Genomic DNA, 21353 nt, shown 5'->3' on the forward strand with positions numbered 1-21353 from the left:
ATACAGCAAAAGCCAGTCATATAGACTGGCTTTATGTAAAACACTATTTCATCAATACGCTTACTGCCGTTCTGGCCTTAGCATCTACGGGCGCCGGCGCCCGGTAAACAGGCTGACCAGGAACAGAATAATACCGACGACAAAGACAATTTTTGCCGCCCAGGCTGCCGTACCCGCCAGGCTACCGAATCCTAAAGCGGCGGCAATTAAGGCGATGACCAGAAAAATAATGCCCCATCGAAACATAATGCTCTCCTTACCATAGTGGATAACGGTCGCTTTTCTACGCGCTCAGGTCGCGCAGGCACCAACCCTGTCGTGCTCTATTAAACGGCAGTCGCCGAAAAAATTTATTTATTGAACGGTGTTATTGGACGCTGAGGTCATTTTTCACGGTTTTTACGCCGGTGACGGCTTTGGCTATTTCAACGGCGCGTTCTGCCTGCTGACGAGATGCCACCGTCCCGGACAGACGCACGGTGCCAGCGCTGGTTTCAACCGTCACCTTCCGCGAAGGGACAATATCGTCGGCCAGCAGCTTAGCTTTGATTTCGCTGGTAATCGCCGTATCGCCAGCGTAGCCCTTCAGGCTTGCAGGCTGCTCGTTGGCGACGCTCAGCTTGTCGTTGACCGTCGAGACGCCTTTAACCTCCTTCGCTATTTTGACCGCCTGCTCTTTCTGCTCGGTGCTCTCTACCGAGCCGCTCAGGGTGACCGCTTTGTTCTCAGTTTTCACCGAGATATCCGTGCTGCGGATGCTTTTATCATCGATCAGCGCCGCCTTAACTCTGGCAGTAATGGTGCTGTCGTCCATAAAGTCGCCGACTTTATTCATCGAGCTATCGACAGCCTGCCCGGCGCTGTTGGCAACGGACTTTGCGCTGTCCGTCGTTGAGTTGTCCGCATATGCCGAGGCGCTGATCATAGCCGAGCCCAAGAAGAGCGCCAGCAGCTTGCTGGTATTCTTTCGTCTTGTCATGGTGATCTCCTCGTTATTTCTATATCGGTAAAGCAAAATAAGTAGTTTATTAAGCCAGCATTTTGAAAATTGCTTATTAAATATAGTAGAAGGTCGTAAGGAAGGAGGGAAATATGCATAAAAAAACGGGAGAACGGAAAAAATTAAGAACTTTCTTTAGCGGTGGGAACGGCAGGGAAATCGAGCAGAGCGCGGCTCAGGCCGCGCTCCAGAAAGGATTAGTGCTCGCGCGTTTTGCGGAACATCACTTCAGGGTAACGCTCCTGAGTCAGGTTAAGGTTCACCATCGTCGGGGCAATATAGGTCAAATTATCGCCGCCATCGAGAGCCAGCTGAATTTCGTTTTTACGCTTAAACTCTTCGAATTTCTTCACGTCGGTCGATTCGACCCAGCGAGCGGTCGCCACGTTGACCGATTCGTAAATCGCTTCCACGTTATATTCGCTCTTCAGGCGCGCAACCACCACGTCAAACTGCAGCACCCCGACGGCCCCGACGATCAGATCGTTATTAGCGATCGGACGGAAGACCTGTACCGCGCCCTCTTCAGAGAGCTGAACCAGCCCTTTGAGCAGCTGTTTCTGCTTCAGCGGATCCTTCAGACGAATACGACGGAACAGCTCCGGCGCGAAGTTCGGAATGCCGGTGAACTTCATCATCTCGCCCTGGGTGAAGGTATCGCCAATCTGAATGGTGCCGTGGTTATGTAAGCCGATAATATCGCCAGGGTAGGCTTCTTCAACGTGCGAGCGATCGCCGGCCATAAAGGTTAGCGCGTCGGAAATCACCACGTCTTTGCCAATACGCACCTGACGCAGCTTCATACCCTTTTCATACTGCCCGGAAACCACGCGCATAAAGGCCACGCGGTCGCGGTGTTTCGGATCCATGTTGGCCTGAATTTTAAACACAAAGCCGGTGAACTTCTCTTCTTCCGCGCGGACTTCGCGCGTATCGGTCTTGCGCGGCATCGGTGCGGGCGCCCAATCCACCAGGCCATCCAGCATATGATCGACGCCAAAGTTACCTAAAGCCGTCCCGAAGAAGACCGGGGTGATTTCCCCAGCCAGGAACAGCTCTTTATCAAACTCGTTGGAGGCACCCTGCACCAGCTCCAGCTCATCGCGCAGCTGCTGCGCGAGGTCTTCACCGACCGCGCTGTCGAGATCCGGGTTATTCAGGCCCTTAATAATGCGGACTTCCTGAATAGTGTGGCCTTTGCCGGTCTGATAGAGATACGTTTCATCTTTATAGAGATGGTACACGCCCTTAAACAGCTTCCCGCAGCCAATCGGCCAGGTGATCGGCGCGCAGGCGATGCGCAGCTCGTTTTCAACTTCGTCCAGCAGCTCCATCGGATCGCGAATATCGCGATCGAGCTTGTTCATAAACGTCAGGATCGGCGTGTCGCGCAGACGGGTTACTTCCATCAGCTTACGGGTACGATCTTCGACGCCTTTGGCCGCATCGATAACCATCAGGCAGCAGTCCACCGCCGTCAGCGTACGATAGGTATCTTCAGAGAAGTCTTCGTGGCCCGGGGTATCCAGCAGGTTAACCAGGCTACCGTGATACGGGAACTGCATCACCGACGTGGTAATAGAGATACCGCGCTGCTTTTCCATCTCCATCCAGTCCGATTTGGCGTGCTGGTTGGAACCGCGGCCTTTAACGGTACCGGCGGTTTGAATCGCCTGTCCGAACAGCAGCACCTTTTCGGTGATGGTAGTTTTACCGGCATCCGGGTGAGAAATAATGGCAAAAGTGCGGCGCTTGGCCACCTCCTGCAGATAAGGAGACAACGTCATAATTGAATCTTCTTAGTAAACGCGGCAACCGGCCACGCATGTTAAATACGAAAAATTGCGGCTATTTTACCCATCAACGGGGGGGAGGCAATCAGTGTTTACACAGGAGCTGCTCCAGTTCGCTTAACGAGGTTACCGTCCAGTCCGGGCGGAGATCCTCAGGCAGCTCGCGCTGATGGGCGTTGAGCCAGCAGGTCGCGAGGCCGGCGTTGACGCCGCCGCGGATATCAGACTCCACGGTGTCCCCCACCATCAGCACGCGGGAACGATCCGCAACGCCCGCCTGTGCCAGGGCGTAGTCAAAGATCCGCGCATCCGGTTTTGCGACGCCGACTTGTTCAGAAATAATCAATAAATCAAAGTGATCGCGCAAACCGGTTCGTTCCAGACGGATCTGCTGCAGCGAGGTGAAGCCGTTGGTAATAATCCCCATCTTCACCTTGCCCTGCAGCGCATTCAGCAGCGATACCGCCCCAGGAAGCGGCGAACAAATCTCGGCCATCGCGTTCATGAACGCATCGTTAAGCTCGCCCGGCGGCACGCTCAGGCGGCTGGCCCAGCTATCAAAACGCTGGTGCTGCAGCTGAAGCGAGGTGATAGCGCCGTTTTGATAATCCACCCACAGCGGTTTATTCACGGCCTGATAGTCCTGAAAATCTTCAGCGGTAAACGTCACGCTATAGTCGAGGAACATCCGCTGTAAACCGGTGAAGGAGTCAAACGTAAACAGCGTTTCATCGGCATCAAAGAAAATCCAGTCCCACTTCATCGTATCACCTTGTCTTACATGCTTAGCGGTAGAGCCATAATGATTGCATCCTCACGACCGTCGGCCGTAGGGTAGTAGTTGCGGCGGATGGTCGCCTCGTTAAAGCCTAAGCTTTCATACAGCGCAATGGCCGCAGCGTTAGACGCGCGAACCTCCAGCCACAGCGTGGCAACGCCGCGTTTTTCAACCTCATCAATCACCCGTTCCAGCAGCTCGCGACCCAGGCCGCGCCGCTGGAAGGACGGATCGACGGCGATGTTAAACAGCGTCGCCTCGTCCAGCACAATTTGCGTAATGGCAAAGGCCGCCATTTCACCATCGACCGCCAGCCGGAGATTCAGGTAGCGTTCTCCCTGATTGCTGGCGAAGGTTTGCTCGCTCCACGGAAAAGCGTGGGCGCGGGTTTCTATTTGCCAGGCTCGGGGCAAATCAGCCGTGTTGAGGGTAGAAATCGTGTTCATGTGCGCAGATTTGTTGCCAGAGCGCCATACGGGCAGGCGCGCTGGTCTGAAGTTCATCAAAAGCGGGCGAGGTTACCTGTGCGCCCGCCAGCAGCAACGGTGCGTCCGTGCCTAGCCGCCAGCTGTTACAGCGGCCGTTCTGCGGCAGCATCGCCACGCGGTCTGGCGTCAGCTGCAGCACCTGATCCGGCGTCAGCGCCAGCGCGCGTAGAACGTCGCCGATTAGCGGTTCGCTGAGCGACGGCGGATTTTCCGCCACCATCACCAGACGAATATGCCCGGCCAGTGAGATAGCGATTTCGCCCTGCAACGCCCCGGGGCGACGCAGCGACCACTGGGTAATGCCCAGCTGCTGTAATTGCCAGTCTCGTCGGGATGTCATAGCGAAACACTCCTGTTAATCAAGCGCGCAATATAGCAAATCCGTCGTATTTGCGCCAACAAACTCCGCCCTGTCGGCGGCGGAATACGGCGACGCTCGCAGGGACAGCCAACAAAGAGGCAGCGCTAAGGATAACGTGTATAATCGGCGCCAGTCTTAATGAAGGAGTGTTTCATGTCTGCTTTTACCCCGGCAAGTGAAGTCTTGCTGCGCCACAGTGATGATTTCGAGTCCGCCCGCGTTCTGTTTGCCGGTGACCTGCAGGATGACCTGCCCGCACGTCTGGACACCGCTGCCAGCCGCGTTCACACCCAGCAGTTTCACCACTGGCAGGTGCTGAGCCGCCAGATGGGCGAGAGCGCCAGCTTTGGCCTGGTGGCGCAGGCCAGCGACGTCGCCGATTGCGATACGCTGATTTACTACTGGCCGAAGAACAAGCCGGAAGCCCAGTTCCAGCTGATGAACCTGCTGTCGCTGCTGCCGACCGGTATCGATATTTTCGTGGTCGGTGAAAACCGCAGCGGCGTGCGCAGCGCCGAGCCGATGCTGGCCGACTACGCGCCGCTGACCAAAGTTGACAGCGCCCGCCGCTGTGGGCTGTATCACGGTCGCCTGGAAAAACAGCCGACCTTCGACCCTGAGCAGTACTGGGGCGAATATCCGCTCGATAACCTGACGATTAAAACCCTGCCGGGCGTATTCAGCCGCGACGGGCTGGACGTCGGTAGCCAGTTGCTGCTCTCAACGCTGACGCCGCATACCAAGGGCAAAGTGCTCGACGTCGGCTGCGGCGCGGGCGTGCTGGCGACCGTACTGGCAAGCCATTCGCCGAAGGTCCGCTTAACCCTCTGTGACGTCAGCGCGCCGGCGGTAGAGGCCAGCCGCGCCACCCTCGCCGCCAACGGCATTGAAGGTGAAGTCTTCGCCAGCAACGTGTTCTCCAAAGTTAACGGCCGGTTTGACATGATCATTTCCAACCCGCCGTTCCATGACGGCCTGCAGACCAGCCAGGAAGCGGCGCAAACCCTGATTCGCGGGGCGGTACGCCACCTCGGCAGCGGCGGCGAGCTGCGCATTGTCGCTAACGCCTTCCTGCCTTATCCGGACGTGCTTGACGAAATCTTCGGCTTCCACGAAGTTCTCGCGCAGACCGGCCGCTTTAAGGTCTACCGCACCGTGATGACCCGCCAGGCGAAGAAATAGCGCCTCGCTACCGTCCGGCGACGTAACCACGCGTCGCCGGCCTTTTACCGCCTCCCGCCGCGCCTTTTTGCAACAATCAATTCCGCCAGCACAATTAACTATTGACGAATAGCTGAAAACCACTAGAATGCGCCTCCGTGGTAACGATACTTTCATAGTGTCGATGGTATGCGAAGGTGGCGGAATTGGTAGACGCGCTAGCTTCAGGTGTTAGTGTCCTTAGGATGTGGGGGTTCGAGTCCCCCCCCTCGCACCATCATCCACGTAGATATCGCTCGCACTGTGCGAAGGTGGCGGAATTGGTAGACGCGCTAGCTTCAGGTGTTAGTGTCCTTAGGATGTGGGGGTTCGAGTCCCCCCCCTCGCACCAACGAGGCGATATCGAAATTAAGAATACTGTGCGAAGGTGGCGGAATTGGTAGACGCGCTAGCTTCAGGTGTTAGTGTCCTTAGGATGTGGGGGTTCGAGTCCCCCCCCTCGCACCAATATTCTTACTCTCCCTCTGAATTACCCCATCAGCCTTAAATTCAACGTCATCAGCATAATCCCGCTGACCAACGCCACGCATGACGGCAGCAATACAAAATGACGCAGCTGTCGGTGCCAGATCATCACGGCAGACATCAGCAGTCCCAGGGTTACCAACCCGCGCCAGGCATCCAGCGACAAATCAGCAAATCCAAGAGCAGCAATGACTGCGCCCGGAAGCAGCATGCCCCATCCGCTGCCTAAAGTCCGCTGCAACATCTTTTCACCTCTCATAACGATAATGATAACCAATATCATATGATAGCTTTTATCATTTGTCATGTTAACCAGAGCGGATACTTTATTCTTTACGTTTGCGGTAATGACATACATTCATGAAGGTGATAAATTAAGCGCGAAACGCTTATATATTAAAACATTTGATTATTTCGCAAAAACCTTATATTGCGCATTGCTTTTTATTGTTCATTTTTGGCAGCCATCATTTTGAAATTTAACGACTAATAATGATATCCCCCATATGACTGCACAATCCTGGCGAGCTCATTACGAAAAAAAATATCAGTATTCCTTACGGCTTTTTTTAGTCCTTAATTTGATTTCAGCATTCTTATCCCTGGTTAGCCCACTCTTTGCTATCGTGAGCTTTACCCTGCCCTGCGCCCTGATCTTCGCCGGTAGCACCGTTTTATTGCTATGGCACTGGAGATTCGCCCAGCGCAGAATAAATATTTCCTTTATTTCTCTGATATTTGGCCTTCTGTGGGCCTGGCACGTTTGCGAAAAATCATCAATGATGCCACCGCCGCATTTTAACTTTCTGGTGATCGCCCTGTTAAGCGTCCTGTTTATTGGCGCAATCGCTTTTTCCAATAATATCATTGCCTTTACCCTGCACTCCTTCCCCACTTTTGTCGCCTGCCTAATCCTTGCGGAAGGCGAGCAGTGGCTGCGCATGCTCTACTGCTTCGTGCTGCCCATTGTCGGCATCACGATGCAAAACCTGATTCAGAAACGCAGCGATACCTTTACCCAGGGGCTCATGGATAAGCTGCTGAAGGAGCGTAATACGCTGAACGACCTGAGCATGCTCGACCCGCTTACCGGACTGTACAATCGCCGCGGTTTGCAAAACCGGCTGGATACCCTCCTGGCCCTGGATGGGAATAGCCATCATGTGCTGCTGCTGGATATCGATCACTTTAAAGCCTACAACGATCACTACGGGCACATGATGGGCGACCAGGCGCTGATTCAGGTCTCTGCCGCGATCCGTAACGCCGTTCGTTCACGGGATATTGTGGCCCGTTTTGGCGGGGAGGAGTTCATGGTGCTGCTGACCAACAGCACGGCGGAAACCGCTCAGCAGGCAGCAGAACGGATCCGCCAGCGGGTCTACGATCTGAAAATCGCCCATATGTTTAATGAAAGCGTCGCCACCAACGTTACCATCAGCATCGGGTTGACGCCGCTCATCGACGCCGATATCGACGGCGCCCTGAAGCGAGCCGACAGCGCGCTCTATGAAGCCAAAAACCTGGGCCGTAATATTATCCTCGCCAGCTGACCCCACCTCCGCGCCGCCAGGGAAGCGCCGCGCGGACAAAGATCTTGCCATCTTTTACGCAAGCAACTAGTATCAGCAATCATTATCATTTAGATTTGTATCTGGCGATCTGATGGCTTACCGTTCAATTCCATTCAGCAACGACATTATCTGGCAGGCCCCGTTTCAGCCGGCTGAGCGTGCGCTGGCGGATGCCATACGGGAAAAAATCACCGCCTTGCGCCCGCATCTGCTGGACTTTCTCCGTCTGGATGAAGAGGCCCCGTCCTGCGCGCTGACGCTTGCAGAGTGGTCCTCACCGGTTACCCTGAGCTCCCTGCTGGCCACCTACTCCGATCATATCTATCGCAATCAGCCAACGCTGCCGCGGGAGCAAAAACCGCTGCTCTCACTGTGGGCGCAATGGTATATCGGCCTGCTGGTGCCGCCGCTGATGCTGGCCGTGTTAAGCGAAGAGCAAACCATCAGCCTGGCGCCGGAGCATTTCCGCGTCGAGTTCCATGAAACCGGCCGGGCGGCCTGCTTTTGGATCGACGTCCACTCCGCCACCGCCGGTAGCGGGCAGTCGCCGCAGTCGCGGATAGAAACGCTGGTCAATGACGCCCTGCAGCCGGTCATTCAGGCGCTGGAAGCGACCGGAGATATCAACGCGAAGCTTATCTGGAGCAATACCGGCTATTTGATTAACTGGTATCTGGGTGAGATGAAGACGCTGCTGGGAGAGGAGCGCGTGGCGGTTCTGCGCCAGCACTGCTTCTTTGAAAAGCAGTTTGCCGATGGCCGGGATAACCCGCTATGGCGTACGGTCGTTATCCGTGAAGGCGCGCTGGTACGGCGTACCTGCTGCCAGCGCTACCGCTTGCCGGACGTCCAGCAGTGCGGAGACTGTACGCTAAAATAATCCCCTTTTTCACGCGGGCGGCCTTAGCGCCGCCCGCCTGCTTTTATGCCGTTTGCTGGCTCTCTTCCGCCACGCGCTGGGCCTCTTCCGCCTCCTGCTCTAACAGCTGTTTCTCGTATACCTTAAAGAACGGGAAATAGATGATGGCTGAAACGCAGGCCAGAAGAATCACCAGGATCGCCGCGCGGAAATCCCAGCCCAGCGCCCATGCTGCGCCAATCGGCGCCGGCGCAGTCCAGGGGACAACCGAAATAACCCGGCCGATCAGATCCAGCTTCATTGCCGCCCAGGCGAGCACGGCGTTCACCATCGGCGACAGCAGGAACGGAATAAAGAATACCGGGTTCATGACGATTGGCGTGCCGAAAATAACCGGTTCGTTAATGTTAAACAGGCTCGGTACCACGCTCAGACGGCCAATAGACCGCAGATGGGCCGAGCGGCTGCGCAGATAGCAGATAACCAGTCCCATGGTGGCACCAGAGCCACCTATCACAATGAAGAACGTCCAGAACGCCTCCATAAAGATGTGCGGTAACGGCGCACCCTGTGCCAGAGCCTGCTGGTTCATACCCAGGTTGGTCAGCCAGAACATCTGCAGCATGCCGGAGACGATTGCCGCTCCGTGGATCCCTGCAAACCACAGCAGATGACCGATCAGTACCGCCAGTAAAATTGCCGGCAGTGAATCCGCGGCGGACACCAGCGGCTTAAAGACGGACATAATGGCCTGCGGAATAAGCATGTCAAACTGATGCTGAATAAACAGGCTGAGCGGATAGAGCGTCAGCACCACCACCAGCACCGGGATCAGCAGGTCAAACGAGTTTTTGATCATCGGTGGAACCTGATCCGGCAGGCGGATCCCGATGTTATGCGCCTTCAGAAAGCGCATCATCTCGACGCAATAGATCGCGACCAGGATCGCGGTAAAGATCCCCGTTCCGCCGAGGCTATCCACCGGTAAAGTGCCGCTCGTTTTCGGTGCTGCTACCAGCAGGAATGCCATAATTGACAGCATGCTGCACATAAAGGGATCGAGCTGGTGAGATTTTACGTAATGCTTGCCGAGGTTATAAGAAATCGCCGCGCAGATGTAGATAGACATAATGCCCATCGTCATATCGAACGGCGTCAGAATTCGTCCTTCAAACTCTTTAGCCAAATCCAGCCAGGCGCGCGCGAAGCCCCAGGTGGTATCCGGGGAAAACGGCGGATAGGCAAACACCAGCAGAAATGAGCCGACGATCATAAACGGCATGGCCGAGATAAAGCCGTCACGAATAGCCATCACGTGGCGCTGCGACGAGATTCGCCCGGCTACAGGGCTAATATAATTTTCTACAAAGCGGAATATCAGATTAAACGCAGCATGGTTAGCAGACATAGCAGCCCTCCTGACAGGCTATAGAAACAGGCCCAACAACGATTATCCTGCCGTTGTGATGAAACATGTTCTGTGAGCGAAAAAGCACATTAGCCATTCGCCCAGCTATACTGCTCAAGTCAGTACGATTCATACACGGCTCTTTGTTATAAGTGACGCAGGGAAGTTACCCATTCAGTATTCATCTGAGCGACCATAACCGCAACCGGTTACAGTAACCGGTTGCGGTGATTGTGAAGAAGATCCAGAAATTGGAAAAATTCTCGATTATCAGCCGGCAATATTTACACTCCGCGAGGCTTATGCCAGATTAAAACGGGCATTAATCAGGAGATCCTAATGAGTCTGCAGTCCGTACGGCAGTTTTTTGCCGAACACGCCCCCGATATCGAAATCATCGAGCTCACGCAAAGTACTGCCACCGTGGCCCTCGCCGCCGCCGCGCATCACGTTGAGCCGGGACAAATCGCCAGGACCCTGTCGTTAAAGGTGAAAGACCGGGTGATACTCGTCGTCTCTCGCGGCGACGTGCGTCTGGATAATAAAAAGCTGAAGGACGCATTTGGGGCGAAGGCCCGCATGTTGAGCAGCGATGAGGTCGTCACGCTAACCGGGCATCCCGTTGGCGGCGTATGCCCTTTCGGCCTGGAAAACCCGCTGACGGTCTATTGCGATATTTCGCTGAAGCAGTATCAGGAAGTCCTGCCCGCGGCCGGCGCCATCCACAGCGCGGTGCGCATTTCTCCTGACCGAATGGCCCAGCTCACCGGCGCGACCTGGGTTGACGTTTGCCTGTAAAAACGGGCGGAGGGTTACTCGAGACACTCCTCTGCCGCATCCTCGTCAAAAGCCGATAAATGCATCAGGATATCGGCCGCGCTCAGCAGGCCGAGATCTGAGCTGACGCCGAGCTTGGTCATGGCGTTGAACTTATGGGCGCGGATAGTTTTGATATTACGATCCAGCCGGGCCGCTATTTCTGGCAACGAATAGCCGTAGGTCATATAGCGAAGAATATGCTGTTCCGTTGGGCTCAGAATTTGGCTGCCGAGGCCCGGCCCTGGGTTAATCAGCGCCTCGTCCGCCTGCAGCGTCGGGTTAATCAGCTGAATAAGCTGCTCCTGCAAGCGCAGGCGGCAGATCGATTTATTCAGTACGCCGTGCAGCATGGAGGGCGTCAGCTGGCAGACTAAACGCGCTTCAGCGCTATCATGCGCTAAAACGATGCGCCGTATTTCAGGACTGGAACAGGCGATTTCATGAAGAAAAAGCAGGCTCTCCATGCGGAAGAGGCGATTGCTGAAAAGTGAAAAAATAACGGCGATAGCTTTTGTCGACTGCAGCGTCCGGCGCAGCGATTGGGTATCTTTAAAAAACCGCACAATATAATTACCTGCTCCCGCGCCGGTTAATATATGGCGCAGCGCCAGCTCGGTCAGCATACATTTTTCTACAACAGCGATATATCGAGGTGAGGTGTTTTTTTCCATTGCTTTTGTTCTCCAAAAGCGGCGTAGATATTCAGCTCCTTCATTCCCTGAGCGCTATTAATCCAGGCGTACATCTGCGCATTGCTGCGCAAAGAGAGGCGGCGCATAGCGCTATTTTTCTGCGCGCTAATCGTTTTATTGCTCTTTTTCAACAGCGCGGCAATTTGGTTAATTCCCCAGCCTTTCGCCAGCAAACGTAAAACCTTACGCTCAGAAAGCGTCAGAAAAATTGCCGTTGGCCAATTTTCTTCACTATTTCCTGACGCGGCGGATAAGAGCGTCTGGCTGATTCTCTCCCGCGTCGTGCCGTCCGCGTGAATAACCTCAAGCAGATGTTTTACGGACTCGTGGCTGGAAACGAGGGTGCTTTGCGCACAGACTAATATCTCCATGGCCTGGAGATCGCAGGCATGGCCAACCATATAGACCCAATGAATATCGCTATATTGGGTCATCAATGAGTGATACTCCCCGCACACCTCGCGGAGCTGATGGCTTTCACCTGATAAATCAGCGATAACCAGCACCGCCTGCCGTAGCTGAAGCAGAGTCAGCTCCTCCGGAGAGCCGCAAACGCCGAAGGCGTATTCGGGAAGGTGCTCCCCGGCAATTGCCTTCAGCCCACGCTGCATAACCGGTATTTTACTGATAATAATGCCGTATTTACCCTGTCCCGGTAACATAAACCCTCCGCTTCCCATCGAAGACTCGCGCCTTTAACAATAAAGATGAATAATTTGGCGGCCGTTATATTACTGTGCCAGATAGATCTTTATTAGTCTGGCGAGGAATTGAGCCTGACCTTGCCAACCATCAACGCTAACACAGGCAATAACGCTCAATAAGTTAGAAAAATTTAAAATCAAAGTTAGGAAAGGTAATTTATTACGGAGCAGAATAACGCTATTTCATTTGATGCTATTTCTGAAGGCCTTTGGCGACACGCCGCTGTAGCGTCGGAAAAAACGAGAGAAGTAGGTTGAATCGGAAAATCCTAAATAATCAGATAGTTGAGATATCGTCATCCCGGTATACTGCAGATTACGCCGCGCTTCAAGCATCAGCCGATGGTGCAACACCTCCAGCGCGCTGCGGCCATGAAATTCACGGCACAAATAATTAAGGTGCGTCGCCGATATACCCACCCGCCTGGCGTACTCTGCCAGCGGGAGATGTTCGCGATAGTGGCTCTCAATCAGACGAGAAAAGTGACGCATGGCGCTGCGTTTCCTCTCCGCTCTGTCTGCCGCTACCGGAGCCGGGAGGCAGCGTCGGTTCAGCCACACCAGCAGCGCGCCGAGCAGCGAATGGAGCATCATTTCGCGCGCATCAAGATCTTCACAGTACTCCTCGCGCAGCGCCGTAAACAGCGCCCGAACGTGGCCTCGGGAGCGCCTGACCGGCACGCACTGCGGCTGGCTAAGCACATCAAGCTGGCGGCCAAACTGGTTTTCAAAACGGCTGAGCAGCGGCAGCGCCAGCGAGAGCACGAATCCCTGGGTGCCCGGTGAAAAGCGAAAACCGTGAACGCACAGCGCCGGTACCACCTGGATGCAGGCTTCCGTCATCACGGTGGTCACGCCCTCAATCTCGATCTCAGCGCTTCCCTTATGGAGATACAGCAGCTGTACCAGCTCGGCGTGCTGATGCATGCGGATATGCCATTCGTACAGGCTGCTGCGCTGCAAAATAGACTCGCAGTGCAGGAGATCCGGCGTCGGCCAGTCTCGTTCTTCCCCATACAGCTTAAACACGGGAACGCTATTCGCTGTCTGCATCGCGACTCCTGCCCTTTTCAACGCTACGCCACGCGCTCCATTGGCAGACCGACGTAGTTTTCCGCAATGGTGGTCAGCCCGGCACGTGAGCCAAAATAATAGCGGCGATCGGCCGCCTGCATTTTTTTATCAAACTCGCTCTGCTGCGGGAAATCATGCAGCAGGCGGGTCATAAACCAGCTGAATCGCTCGCCTTTCCACACGCGATCCAGCGCAAAACGCGAGTAGCTGGCCAGCAGGTCGTCACGACCGTGGTGATAGTATTCGCGCAGGATCCGCCACAAATAGTTGACGTCTGAGGCGGCGAGATTCAGCCCTTTCGCCCCGGTTGGCGGCACGATATGCGCCGCATCCCCGACGAGGAAAAGCCTGCCGTACTGCATCGGCTCCACCACGTAGCTGCGCAAAGGCGCGATGCTCTTCTCAAGTGAGTGACCAGTCACTAACTTTGTAGAGAGCTCGTCCGGCAGGCGGTTCTTCAGCTCTTCCCAGAAGCGTTCGTCCGACCACTGCTCCACCTTATCGCTGAGCGGTACCTGTAAATAGTAGCGGCTACGAGTGAGTGAGCGCTGACTACAGAGAACAAATCCGCGTTGATGATGGGCATAAATCAGCTCGGGATTCACCGGCGGCGTATCGGCCAGCATCCCCAGCCAGCCAAACGGCCAGACGCTTTCATACTCTTTAAGAAGCTCACGCGGAATGCTTTGCCGCGACACGCCGTGAAAGCCATCGCAGCCGGCGATGAAATCGCAGCTCAGCCGGTGCGTTTCCCCGCCGCTGACGAAGGTGATGGCCGGCCGATCGCTTTTCGCATCGTGAATCACCACGTCGCTGACGCCGTAAACGATCGGCGCCCCGCAGTCGGCGCGGGCCGCCATTAAATCCCGGGTCACCTCGGTCTGGCCGTACACCATCACGCTTTTCCCGCCGCTGAGCGCCGTCAGGTCGAGCGGAACGCGCTGCCCCTCAAACAAAAACTCAACCCCGTGATGCACCAGCCCTTCCGCGTCCATCCGCTGCGCCACGCCTGCTTCACGAAGCAGATCGACGGTCCCGCTTTCGAGGATACCTGCCCGGATCCGCCCGAGGACATATTCAGGCGTCTGCCTTTCGAGGATAAGGGTTCGAATCCCCGCATTATGCAACAGCTGCCCCAGCAGCAGCCCGGAGGGGCCGGCACCGATTATCGCGACCTGAGTTTTCATAAGAGTGTCTCGCTCTCGAATGGTTAATTATTTGTTTGTTTTTTGTTTATTAAAAGTTCTCATGTGCATTTTTGATAAGTCAGGCGGCAAAAAGAAGGCAATAACGGCGGCAAAAACTGCACTTTTCAACAGTTTTAGCAAAGTGTGGTGCGGTTCAAAATTTATCCATGCCGCCGGGAGGCGGCTTTTTGCACATTGTTTGATCCCGACCCCCTCAGGCAAAGCGAGAGTTCAGGTTAAAGTAGCGACGGACACTACGGCATCGGGCGTTACTGACGGCAGGTATTTATGCAAGCAGATCGGACAGTTCAGCGCACAATTACGCGATTGTGCATTCAGTGTGGTCTTTTCTTACTGCAACACGGGGCGGAGAGCGCGCTGGTTGAGGAGCTTTCTACTCGCCTGGGGCGGGCGTTAGGCATGGACAGCGTCGAGAGCGCCATTTCATCGAATGCGATTGTCCTCACCACCATCAAAGACGGCGAATGCCTGACCTCGACGCGCAAGAATATCGATCGCGGTATTAATATGCACGTGGTGACCGAAGTGCAGCATATTGTGATCCTTGCCGAGCATAAGCTGCTGGATTATAAAGATGTGGAAAAGCGCTTCACCCAGATAAAACCGCTGCGCTACCCGCGCTGGCTGCTGGTGCTGATGGTCGGGCTCTCCTGCGCGTGCTTCTGCAAATTAAACAACGGCGGCTGGGACGGGGCGCTGGTCACCTTCTGCGCCAGCACTATCGCCATGTATATCCGCCAGCTGCTGACCCACCGCTCGATGCATCCGCAGATTAACTTTTGCATTACCGCCTTTGTTGCCACCACTATCTCCGGGCTGATGCTACGCTTGCCGACGTTTGCCAGCACGTCCACCGTCGCGATGGCCGCCAGCGTGCTGCTGCTGGTGCCCGGCTTTCCGCTGATCAACGCCGTGGCGGATATGTTCAAAGGACATATCAACACCGGCCTTGCGCGCTGGGCGCTCGCCAGCCTGCTGACCCTTGCTACCTGCATTGGCGTGGTGATGGCGATGACCATGTGGGGGCTGCGCGGATGGGCATAATCACATATCTGTTTGCGCTGGCTCAGGACATGGCGCTGGCGGCCATCCCTGCCGTTGGCTTCGCGATGGTCTTTAACGTCCCGCAGCGGGCGCTGCGCTGGTGCGCGCTGCTGGGCGCCATTGGCCACGGTTCACGAATGGTGATGATGACGGCGGGCTTTAACATCGAGTGGGCCACCTTCCTTGCCGCCCTGCTGATTGGCTGTATCGGCATTCAGTGGTCGCGCTGGTACCTGGCCCACCCGAAGATCTTTACCGTTGCCGCGGTGATCCCGATGTTCCCCGGCATATCCGCCTATACGGCGATGATCTCGGCGGTCAAAATCAGTCATTTTGGTTATTCTGAAGAGATGATGATTATGCTGTTAAGCAACTTTTTAAAGGCATCGTCTATCGTGGGTGCGCTCTCTATCGGCCTTTCTATTCCAGGCCTGTGGCTGTACCGCAAGCGTCCGCGGGTATAGCAAGCCGCGCCGCCGGGATGGGTCAGCCGCTCCATCCCGGCCGGGCGCTGTGCTACTATGTGTGCTATTCCCCCTCTCTATCGTTGTTCAGAGTTGAGATAGTGTTATGTCTTCGCGAATTTTAACTACCGATTTTAGCGGCCTGGATGATTTCATTCAGGATCCTGCGGCCATTCTCGCAAAATCGGCCGGCGGTGCCGTTGCCGTTTTTGCCAACAATGCTCCCGCCTTCTACGCGCTGACGCCGGAACGTCTGGCCCAGCTGCTTGAGCTGGAGAGTAAGCTGGCACGCCCCGGCAGCGATATCGCGCTTGATACGCAGTTCTTTGACGAGCCGACCGCCGCGCCGGCCGCGATCCCTATGGGCAAATTCGCCATGTACGCCGACTGGCAGCCGGACGCCGATTTTCAGCGCCTCGCGGCGCTGTGGGGGATCGCCCTCAGCCAGCCGGTGACGCCGGAAGAGCTGGCGGCATTCGTTGCCTACTGGCAGGCGGAAGGCAAAGTCTTTCATCACGTGCAGTGGCAGCAGAAGCTGGCGCGTAGCGTGCAAATCGGTCGTGCCGGCAACGGCGGCCAGCCGCGTCGTGATGTGAATACGGTCAGCGAGCCGGATAACCATATTCCACGAGGGTTCCGAGGATGAGCATGAAAAACGTTGGCGAGCTGATGAAGCGCCTGCAAAAAATGATGCCTGCTCATATCGAACCGGCGTTTAAAACCGGCGAAGAGCTGCTGGCGTGGCAGAAAGAGCAGGGCAAGCTGCGTTCTGAAGCCCTCGAGCGGGAGAACCGGGCGATGAAAATGCAGCGGACGTTTAACCGCTCCGGCATCCGCCCGCTGCACCAGAACTGCTCGTTTGAGAACTACCGGGTAGAGTGCGAAGGCCAGATGAACGCGCTCTCCAGAGCGCGCCAGTACGTTGAAGAGTTCGACGGCAACATCGCCAGCTTTATCTTTTCCGGCAAGCCCGGCACCGGTAAAAACCACCTTGCGGCCGCCATTTGTAACGAGCTGCTGCTGCGCGGTAAATCGGTGCTGATCATTACCGTCGCCGACATCATGTCGGCAATGAAGGATACCTTCGGCAACCGGGAGATCAGCGAGGAGCAGCTGCTGAACGATCTCAGCCGGGTCGATCTGCTGGTGATCGATGAGATCGGCATGCAAACCGAATCGCGCTATGAAAAGGTGATCATCAATCAGATCGTCGATCGCCGCTCCTCATCAAAGCGCCCGACCGGGATGTTAACCAACAGCAATATGGATGAGATGAACAAACTGCTCGGCGAGCGCGTGATGGACCGCATGCGCCTCGGCAACAGCCTGTGGGTGATTTTCAACTGGGAAAGCTATCGTCACCGGGTTACCGGCAAAGAGTATTAAGACATTTCCGATCTCAGGCGGCGTTATACTCGAGAAATTCTTATATAACGACGAAGAGTACCGTTTATGAAATCTGCTAAATCCCTGTTCCGCTGCAGCATCGCTGCCGCAGCATTTCTTGTCACCGGCGCGCAGGCTGCCTCGTGGCAGGACTCTCTCTCCAGCGCCGCCAGCGAGCTCAGCAGCCAAAGCGGCTCGCAGCAAAGCGGCGCGCTGTCGATGTCCTCGCTGACCGGCCTGCTGAACGGCGGGAGCCAGTCGCTGACCGCCAGCAGCATGAATAATGCCGCCGGCATTATGTCGTACTGCGCGAAGCAGAAGCTCTCCTCGGTGACCAACACCGAAAACGTCAAAAACCAGGTGCTGGATAAGCTCGGCCTCGGCACTCCGGAAAAACAGAAAGAGGACACCGGCTATCTTGAAGGTTTACAGGGTCTGCTGAACAGCAATAACGGCCAGCAGCTTAACCTGAGCACCCTCGGCAGCAGCCCGCTGGCGGAAAAAGTCAAAACGCAGGCCTGCGATCTGGTTCTCAAACAGGGCGCGAAATTCCTCTCCTGATCCTCTCCCCAGATGCCGCGTTTGGCGCCTTTGCCTGGCCAACGCGGCCGCAGCCCCATTTTTTAACATTGATGGTCTCATTTTCCCCCGTCGGGAAGGATGAGACGTCGCTCAAAAATACCGATTTATAAACCAATTCTGAACCACAGCACAGTTTCATGACTCTACAATTGCAGCAATATGGCGCTGCCATTACAGTATATCGTGGAAAGTGATCTATTCGGCTAGCGGTCAGCTGGCGCTAATGAGGGTAAGCTGTGTCAGAGTTGTTATCCATCGCCCTGTTTCTCACCTCGGTGGTGATTTATGCCTTGAAGGCCGGTCGCAATACCTGGTGGTTTGCCGCTACGCTAACGGTGCTGGGCCTGTTTGTGGTCCTCAACATCACCCTCTACGCCAGCGATTATTTCACCGGCGACGGCATTAATGACGCGGTGCTTTATACCCTGACCAACAGCCTGACCGGCGCGGGCGTCGGCAAATATATCCTTCCCGGCGCCGGGATTGTCGTGGCGCTGGTGAGCGTTTTCAGCGCCCTGGGCTGGATACTCCGTCGACGCCGTCATCATCCTCACCACTTCGGCTATAGCCTGCTGGCGCTGGTTCTCGCGCTGGCCTCCGTTGACGCCAGCCCGGCGTTCCGCCAGATTAGCGAGCTGGTGAAATCCCAGTCCCGCGACGGCGATCCGGATTTTGTCGCCTACTATAAAGAGCCGTCGAAAAGCATCGCTAACCCCCAGCTCAACCTGGTCTATATCTACGGCGAAAGCCTTGAGCGCACCTATTTTGATAACGAGGCGTTTCCCAACCTGACGCCCGAGCTCGGCAAACTGAAAAGCGAAGGCCTCGATTTCAGCAACACCGTGCAGCTGCCGGGTACCGACTACACTATCGCCGGGATGGTCGCCTCGCAGTGCGGTATTCCGCTATTTGCGCCGTTTGAAGGCAACGCCTCGGCCTCGGTATCCAGCTTCTTCCCGCAGAATATCTGCCTCGGCGACATTCTGAAAAACTCCGGCTACGAAAACTATTTTGTGCAGGGCGCCAACCTGCGTTTCGCCGGGAAAGACGTGTTCCTGAAGTCCCACGGCTTCGATCATCTGTACGGCGCTGAAGAGCTGAAAACCACCGTTGCCGACCCCGCCTATCGCAACGACTGGGGCTTCTACGACGATACCGTGCTGGATGAAACCTGGAAAAAATTCGAACAGCTTTCGCAGTCCGGTAAACGCTTCTCGCTCTTTGCGCTGACGGTGGATACCCACCATCCTGACGGCTTTATTTCCCGCACCTGCCAGCGAAAAAGCTATGAAATGGGCGGTAAAAAGAACCTCTCTTTTAGCGCGGTAAGCTGCAGCCAGGAACATATCGCGGCGCTTATCGAGAAGATCAAAGCCTCGCCCTATTTCAAAAACACGGTGATCGTGGTCTCTTCCGATCACCTGGCGATGAAAAACACCGCTTGGGAATACCTGAACAAGCAGGATCGCAGCAACCTGTTCTTTGTGCTGCGCGGCGACCAGCCGCAGCAGGATACGCTGGCGGTGAAGCGTAATACTATGGACAACGGCGCCACGGTGCTGGATATCCTCGGCGGCGATAACTACATCGGCCTCGGCCGCAGCAGCCTCTCCGGGCAGTCGCTTTCCGGCATCTTCCTCAATATGAAAGATAAGGTGCTGGCCTGGAAGCCTGACGTCATCCGCCTGTGGAACTTCCCGAAAGAGATGAAAAACTTCACCGTCGACGCGCAGAAGAGCATGGTCTCCTTCTCCGGCAGCCACTTCCGTCTGCCGCTGCTGCTGCGGGTCTCCGATAAACGCGTCGAGCCGCTGCCGGAGAGCGAATACTCCGCGCCGCTGCGCTACCAGCTGGCCGATTTTGCCCCGCGCGATAACTTTGTCTGGATCGACCGCTGCTACAAGATGGGCCAGCTGTGGTCCAGCGAGCTGGCGCTCTCTACCGACTGGTGCGTATCGCAGGGCCAGCTCGGCGGCGAGCAGACCGTCCAGCGCGTCGATAAGGCCCAGTGGCAGGGGAAAACGGCGTTTAAAGATACCCTTATCGATATGGAGCGCTACAAAGGCAACGTCGACACGCTGAAAATTGTCGATAACGATATTCGCTACAAGGCCGATAGCTTCGTGTTTAACGTCGCCGGCGCGCCGGAGGAGGTAAAGCAGTTTAGCGGCATCTCCCGGCCGGAATCGTGGGGCCGCTGGTCCAACGCGCAGCTGGGTAGCGAAGTCAAAATCGAGTTTAAGAACCCGCTGCCGGAGAAATTCGATCTGGTGATCACCGCCAAGGCTTACGGGCCCAACGCCAATAAGCCGATCCCGGTTCGCGTTGGGGATAGCGAACAGACGCTAACGCTGGCCAACGACGTATCCACCACCACGCTGCATTTCGACAACCCGTCGCGCAGCGATACGCTGATTATCGTTCCGCCGGACCCGCAGTCCACCAACGAAGGCAATATTCTCGGCCACGCGCCGCGCCAGCTGGGAATTGGCATGGTGGATATAAAAATCGTCAAACGCGAAGGCTAAACCCGCTCGTCCGGCTCTTTGAGGGCCGGACGCCGCGACGCAAAACCGCCCGATCCCCTATCTTACCGCCCGGCAGAAGCCGCGGCGGGGAACTCCACGCTCATTTCATACTGCTGCAGCGCCAGGGCCGCATACCCCGCCGCGCTGAACAGCGGCGTAAACGACTGCGGAACGCTGACCGAGGTGCCAAGACCGGGGAACTGCCGGGCAAGGGCAATAAGCAGCTCGCGCGCCAGGCCGCGGCTGCGGGCGGCAGGTTCGACCCACAGCAGCTGGAGCTGCGGCTTCGCGGTGAGCGTCGCCAGCACCGCGAACGCCTGCTGATTAAGCGTCAACGCGCGGCACGGCAGCGTATTGAAGGTCACTGGGTCCATCAGCCACGGCAGCCGGCCGTTAATTTCCGCCCCCGCCCTGCGCGTCAGCGCCAGCACATCGCACTGCTCCAGCACCGGCGCGCTCTCGCCCTCCGGCCGCGAGCTCAGATAGCCGCAAAGCCCGTGACGAACGCGAAAGCCCAGCGATTGATACAGCGCGACCGCGGCATGATTATCGCGAATCACCTCCAGCCACATCCGCCGCACGCCCTGGGCCTGTAGTGAGGCCATCAGCGATACCATCAGCGAGCGGCCGGTTCCTTTTCCCCGCCAGGCCGGCCGCACGGCAAACGCCGCCAGCCTGGCCGCATCGCCGCGACGGGTGATAATGGCGATTGCCGCCGGCGTGTCGCCCTCCAGCCAGACGCAAGAATCCAGCAGGCTCAGCCCTTCAGAGCTGAAGCGCTGCACAAACACCTCTACCGACAGCGCAACGGGTACCAGATAATCTTCGAAGCAGTCGCTGAGGATCGTCGTCAGCTGTTCGCTGCTAAAGCAGGTGGCGGGGACGGCGGTCAACTCCATACGTTT

23 protein-coding genes and 3 tRNA genes are annotated in these 21353 nt (G+C 56.2%); 13 read left to right on the plus strand and 13 right to left on the minus strand.

All coding sequences use genetic code 11. The features are described 5' to 3' along the window. Positions 1-84: 84 nt before the first annotated feature. The 6 genes from EDF75_RS20645 to EDF75_RS20670 form a co-directional block, all read right to left on the minus strand. Positions 85-246: a DUF1328 domain-containing protein gene (locus EDF75_RS20645; RefSeq protein WP_004857650.1), complete on the minus strand. Its 162-nt coding sequence runs from the start codon at positions 244-246 to the stop codon at positions 85-87. 121 nt (positions 247-367) lie between these two features. Continuing rightward, on the minus strand, positions 368-979 hold the full coding sequence (gene osmY, locus EDF75_RS20650; RefSeq protein WP_133600727.1) for a molecular chaperone OsmY: 612 nt from the start codon (positions 977-979) through the stop codon (positions 368-370). A gap of 218 nt (positions 980-1197) precedes the next feature. After that, the gene (gene prfC / locus EDF75_RS20655) at positions 1198-2787 is read right to left on the minus strand and encodes a peptide chain release factor 3 (RefSeq protein WP_041143943.1); all 1590 of its coding nucleotides are present in this window, start codon (positions 2785-2787) and stop codon (positions 1198-1200) included. Positions 2788-2878: 91 nt separating this feature from the next. Then, positions 2879-3556, minus strand: a complete 678-nt coding sequence (gene yjjG / locus EDF75_RS20660; RefSeq protein ID WP_133600728.1) for a pyrimidine 5'-nucleotidase — start codon at positions 3554-3556, stop codon at positions 2879-2881. 14 nt (positions 3557-3570) lie between these two features. Then, entirely contained in the window at positions 3571-4017 is a 447-nt protein-coding gene (gene rimI / locus EDF75_RS20665) for a ribosomal protein S18-alanine N-acetyltransferase (protein WP_133600729.1), read from the minus strand. Further along, a complete protein-coding gene (locus EDF75_RS20670; RefSeq protein WP_041143940.1) occupies positions 3986-4399 on the minus strand; it encodes a DNA polymerase III subunit psi in 414 nt (137 codons plus the stop codon). Before EDF75_RS20670 ends, rimI begins: the two co-directional genes overlap by 32 nt. Before the next feature lie 174 nt (positions 4400-4573). On the opposite strand from EDF75_RS20670, the gene rsmC reads away from it, so the two are divergent. From rsmC to EDF75_RS20690, 4 genes are all read left to right on the plus strand, one after another. Beyond that, the gene (gene rsmC, locus EDF75_RS20675) at positions 4574-5602 is read left to right on the plus strand and encodes a 16S rRNA (guanine(1207)-N(2))-methyltransferase RsmC (RefSeq protein WP_133600730.1); all 1029 of its coding nucleotides are present in this window, start codon (positions 4574-4576) and stop codon (positions 5600-5602) included. Between the two features lie 170 nt (positions 5603-5772). Further along, a tRNA-Leu gene (locus EDF75_RS20680) sits at positions 5773-5858 on the plus strand. A gap of 28 nt (positions 5859-5886) precedes the next feature. Further along, positions 5887-5972 (plus strand) — tRNA-Leu (locus EDF75_RS20685). A 30-nt stretch (positions 5973-6002) separates the two neighbouring features. Further along, positions 6003-6088 (plus strand) — tRNA-Leu (locus tag EDF75_RS20690). Positions 6089-6110: 22 nt separating this feature from the next. On the opposite strand, the gene EDF75_RS20695 is transcribed toward EDF75_RS20690, so the two are convergent. Then, the gene (locus EDF75_RS20695) at positions 6111-6350 is read right to left on the minus strand and encodes a DUF1435 domain-containing protein (RefSeq protein ID WP_045860323.1); all 240 of its coding nucleotides are present in this window, start codon (positions 6348-6350) and stop codon (positions 6111-6113) included. 262 nt (positions 6351-6612) lie between these two features. On the opposite strand from EDF75_RS20695, the gene EDF75_RS20700 reads away from it, so the two are divergent. Together EDF75_RS20700 and fhuF are read left to right on the plus strand one after the other, a co-directional pair. Continuing rightward, entirely contained in the window at positions 6613-7659 is a 1047-nt protein-coding gene (locus EDF75_RS20700) for a GGDEF domain-containing protein (RefSeq protein ID WP_133600731.1), read from the plus strand. Between the two features lie 112 nt (positions 7660-7771). Beyond that, complete coding sequence (gene fhuF / locus EDF75_RS20705; protein ID WP_133600732.1) at positions 7772-8560, plus strand: siderophore-iron reductase FhuF; 789 nt, start codon at positions 7772-7774, stop codon at positions 8558-8560. 43 nt (positions 8561-8603) lie between these two features. Here fhuF and EDF75_RS20710 read toward each other — a convergent pair whose 3' ends face one another. Further along, positions 8604-9947 (minus strand): PTS sugar transporter subunit IIC, encoded by a 1344-nt coding sequence (locus EDF75_RS20710; protein WP_041143936.1) that lies wholly within the window; start codon positions 9945-9947, stop codon positions 8604-8606. A gap of 339 nt (positions 9948-10286) precedes the next feature. On the opposite strand from EDF75_RS20710, the gene EDF75_RS20715 reads away from it, so the two are divergent. Then, positions 10287-10745 (plus strand): YbaK/EbsC family protein, encoded by a 459-nt coding sequence (locus EDF75_RS20715; protein WP_041143935.1) that lies wholly within the window; start codon positions 10287-10289, stop codon positions 10743-10745. A gap of 14 nt (positions 10746-10759) precedes the next feature. On the opposite strand, the gene bglJ is transcribed toward EDF75_RS20715, so the two are convergent. The 4 genes from bglJ to pobA all read right to left on the minus strand — a co-directional run bounded on the left by bglJ (position 10760) and on the right by pobA (position 14423). Next, a complete protein-coding gene (gene bglJ, locus EDF75_RS20720) occupies positions 10760-11437 on the minus strand; it encodes a DNA-binding transcriptional activator BglJ (protein ID WP_133600733.1) in 678 nt (225 codons plus the stop codon). Beyond that, a complete protein-coding gene (locus EDF75_RS20725) occupies positions 11398-12120 on the minus strand; it encodes a helix-turn-helix domain-containing protein (RefSeq protein ID WP_133600734.1) in 723 nt (240 codons plus the stop codon). Before EDF75_RS20725 ends, bglJ begins: the two co-directional genes overlap by 40 nt. Positions 12121-12345: 225 nt before the next feature. After that, positions 12346-13215 (minus strand): helix-turn-helix domain-containing protein, encoded by an 870-nt coding sequence (locus EDF75_RS20730; protein ID WP_133600735.1) that lies wholly within the window; start codon positions 13213-13215, stop codon positions 12346-12348. Between the two features lie 23 nt (positions 13216-13238). Continuing rightward, positions 13239-14423, minus strand: coding sequence for a 4-hydroxybenzoate 3-monooxygenase (gene pobA / locus EDF75_RS20735; RefSeq protein WP_133600736.1), 1185 nt, complete (start codon positions 14421-14423; stop codon positions 13239-13241). 288 nt (positions 14424-14711) lie between these two features. On the opposite strand from pobA, the gene EDF75_RS20745 reads away from it, so the two are divergent. The 6 genes from EDF75_RS20745 to opgB all read left to right on the plus strand — a co-directional run bounded on the left by EDF75_RS20745 (position 14712) and on the right by opgB (position 20448). Continuing rightward, positions 14712-15488 (plus strand): threonine/serine exporter family protein, encoded by a 777-nt coding sequence (locus EDF75_RS20745; RefSeq protein ID WP_132513406.1) that lies wholly within the window; start codon positions 14712-14714, stop codon positions 15486-15488. Further along, positions 15479-15952, plus strand: a complete 474-nt coding sequence (locus EDF75_RS20750) for a threonine/serine exporter (protein WP_041143930.1) — start codon at positions 15479-15481, stop codon at positions 15950-15952. The genes EDF75_RS20745 and EDF75_RS20750 overlap by 10 nt, the downstream gene beginning before the upstream one ends. A 106-nt stretch (positions 15953-16058) precedes the next feature. Next, the gene (dnaT, locus tag EDF75_RS20755) at positions 16059-16598 is read left to right on the plus strand and encodes a primosomal protein DnaT (RefSeq protein ID WP_133600737.1); all 540 of its coding nucleotides are present in this window, start codon (positions 16059-16061) and stop codon (positions 16596-16598) included. 2 nt (positions 16599-16600) lie between these two features. Beyond that, positions 16601-17338 (plus strand): DNA replication protein DnaC, encoded by a 738-nt coding sequence (gene dnaC / locus EDF75_RS20760; RefSeq protein WP_133600738.1) that lies wholly within the window; start codon positions 16601-16603, stop codon positions 17336-17338. 66 nt (positions 17339-17404) lie between these two features. Continuing rightward, positions 17405-17899, plus strand: coding sequence for a YjjA family protein (locus EDF75_RS20765; protein WP_133600739.1), 495 nt, complete (start codon positions 17405-17407; stop codon positions 17897-17899). 257 nt (positions 17900-18156) lie between these two features. Next, the gene (gene opgB, locus EDF75_RS20770) at positions 18157-20448 is read left to right on the plus strand and encodes a phosphatidylglycerol--membrane-oligosaccharide glycerophosphotransferase (RefSeq protein WP_133600740.1); all 2292 of its coding nucleotides are present in this window, start codon (positions 18157-18159) and stop codon (positions 20446-20448) included. 62 nt (positions 20449-20510) lie between these two features. Here opgB and EDF75_RS20775 read toward each other — a convergent pair whose 3' ends face one another. Further along, positions 20511-21347: a GNAT family N-acetyltransferase gene (locus EDF75_RS20775; RefSeq protein ID WP_133600741.1), complete on the minus strand. Its 837-nt coding sequence runs from the start codon at positions 21345-21347 to the stop codon at positions 20511-20513. Positions 21348-21353 lie beyond the last annotated feature (6 nt).

This window comes from Klebsiella sp. BIGb0149 (genome assembly GCF_004362605.1).
In the GTDB taxonomy this organism is placed as follows: domain Bacteria; phylum Pseudomonadota; class Gammaproteobacteria; order Enterobacterales; family Enterobacteriaceae; genus Klebsiella; species Klebsiella terrigena.

Coding starts and splice junctions, on each gene's coding strand:
- EDF75_RS20645 (WP_004857650.1), bottom strand. CDS start 246: ATGTTTCGATGGGGCATTATTTTTCTGGTCATCGCCTTAATTGCCGCC.
- osmY (WP_133600727.1), bottom strand. CDS start 979: ATGACAAGACGAAAGAATACCAGCAAGCTGCTGGCGCTCTTCTTGGGC.
- prfC (WP_041143943.1), bottom strand. CDS start 2,787: ATGACGTTGTCTCCTTATCTGCAGGAGGTGGCCAAGCGCCGCACTTTT.
- yjjG (WP_133600728.1), bottom strand. CDS start 3,556: ATGAAGTGGGACTGGATTTTCTTTGATGCCGATGAAACGCTGTTTACG.
- rimI (WP_133600729.1), bottom strand. CDS start 4,017: ATGAACACGATTTCTACCCTCAACACGGCTGATTTGCCCCGAGCCTGG.
- EDF75_RS20670 (WP_041143940.1), bottom strand. CDS start 4,399: ATGACATCCCGACGAGACTGGCAATTACAGCAGCTGGGCATTACCCAG.
- rsmC (WP_133600730.1), top strand. CDS start 4,574: ATGTCTGCTTTTACCCCGGCAAGTGAAGTCTTGCTGCGCCACAGTGAT.
- EDF75_RS20695 (WP_045860323.1), bottom strand. CDS start 6,350: ATGTTGCAGCGGACTTTAGGCAGCGGATGGGGCATGCTGCTTCCGGGC.
- EDF75_RS20700 (WP_133600731.1), top strand. CDS start 6,613: ATGACTGCACAATCCTGGCGAGCTCATTACGAAAAAAAATATCAGTAT.
- fhuF (WP_133600732.1), top strand. CDS start 7,772: ATGGCTTACCGTTCAATTCCATTCAGCAACGACATTATCTGGCAGGCC.
- EDF75_RS20710 (WP_041143936.1), bottom strand. CDS start 9,947: ATGTCTGCTAACCATGCTGCGTTTAATCTGATATTCCGCTTTGTAGAA.
- EDF75_RS20715 (WP_041143935.1), top strand. CDS start 10,287: ATGAGTCTGCAGTCCGTACGGCAGTTTTTTGCCGAACACGCCCCCGAT.
- bglJ (WP_133600733.1), bottom strand. CDS start 11,437: ATGGAAAAAAACACCTCACCTCGATATATCGCTGTTGTAGAAAAATGT.
- EDF75_RS20725 (WP_133600734.1), bottom strand. CDS start 12,120: ATGTTACCGGGACAGGGTAAATACGGCATTATTATCAGTAAAATACCG.
- EDF75_RS20730 (WP_133600735.1), bottom strand. CDS start 13,215: ATGCAGACAGCGAATAGCGTTCCCGTGTTTAAGCTGTATGGGGAAGAA.
- pobA (WP_133600736.1), bottom strand. CDS start 14,423: ATGAAAACTCAGGTCGCGATAATCGGTGCCGGCCCCTCCGGGCTGCTG.
- EDF75_RS20745 (WP_132513406.1), top strand. CDS start 14,712: ATGCAAGCAGATCGGACAGTTCAGCGCACAATTACGCGATTGTGCATT.
- EDF75_RS20750 (WP_041143930.1), top strand. CDS start 15,479: ATGGGCATAATCACATATCTGTTTGCGCTGGCTCAGGACATGGCGCTG.
- dnaT (WP_133600737.1), top strand. CDS start 16,059: ATGTCTTCGCGAATTTTAACTACCGATTTTAGCGGCCTGGATGATTTC.
- dnaC (WP_133600738.1), top strand. CDS start 16,601: ATGAAAAACGTTGGCGAGCTGATGAAGCGCCTGCAAAAAATGATGCCT.
- EDF75_RS20765 (WP_133600739.1), top strand. CDS start 17,405: ATGAAATCTGCTAAATCCCTGTTCCGCTGCAGCATCGCTGCCGCAGCA.
- EDF75_RS20775 (WP_133600741.1), bottom strand. CDS start 21,347: ATGGAGTTGACCGCCGTCCCCGCCACCTGCTTTAGCAGCGAACAGCTG.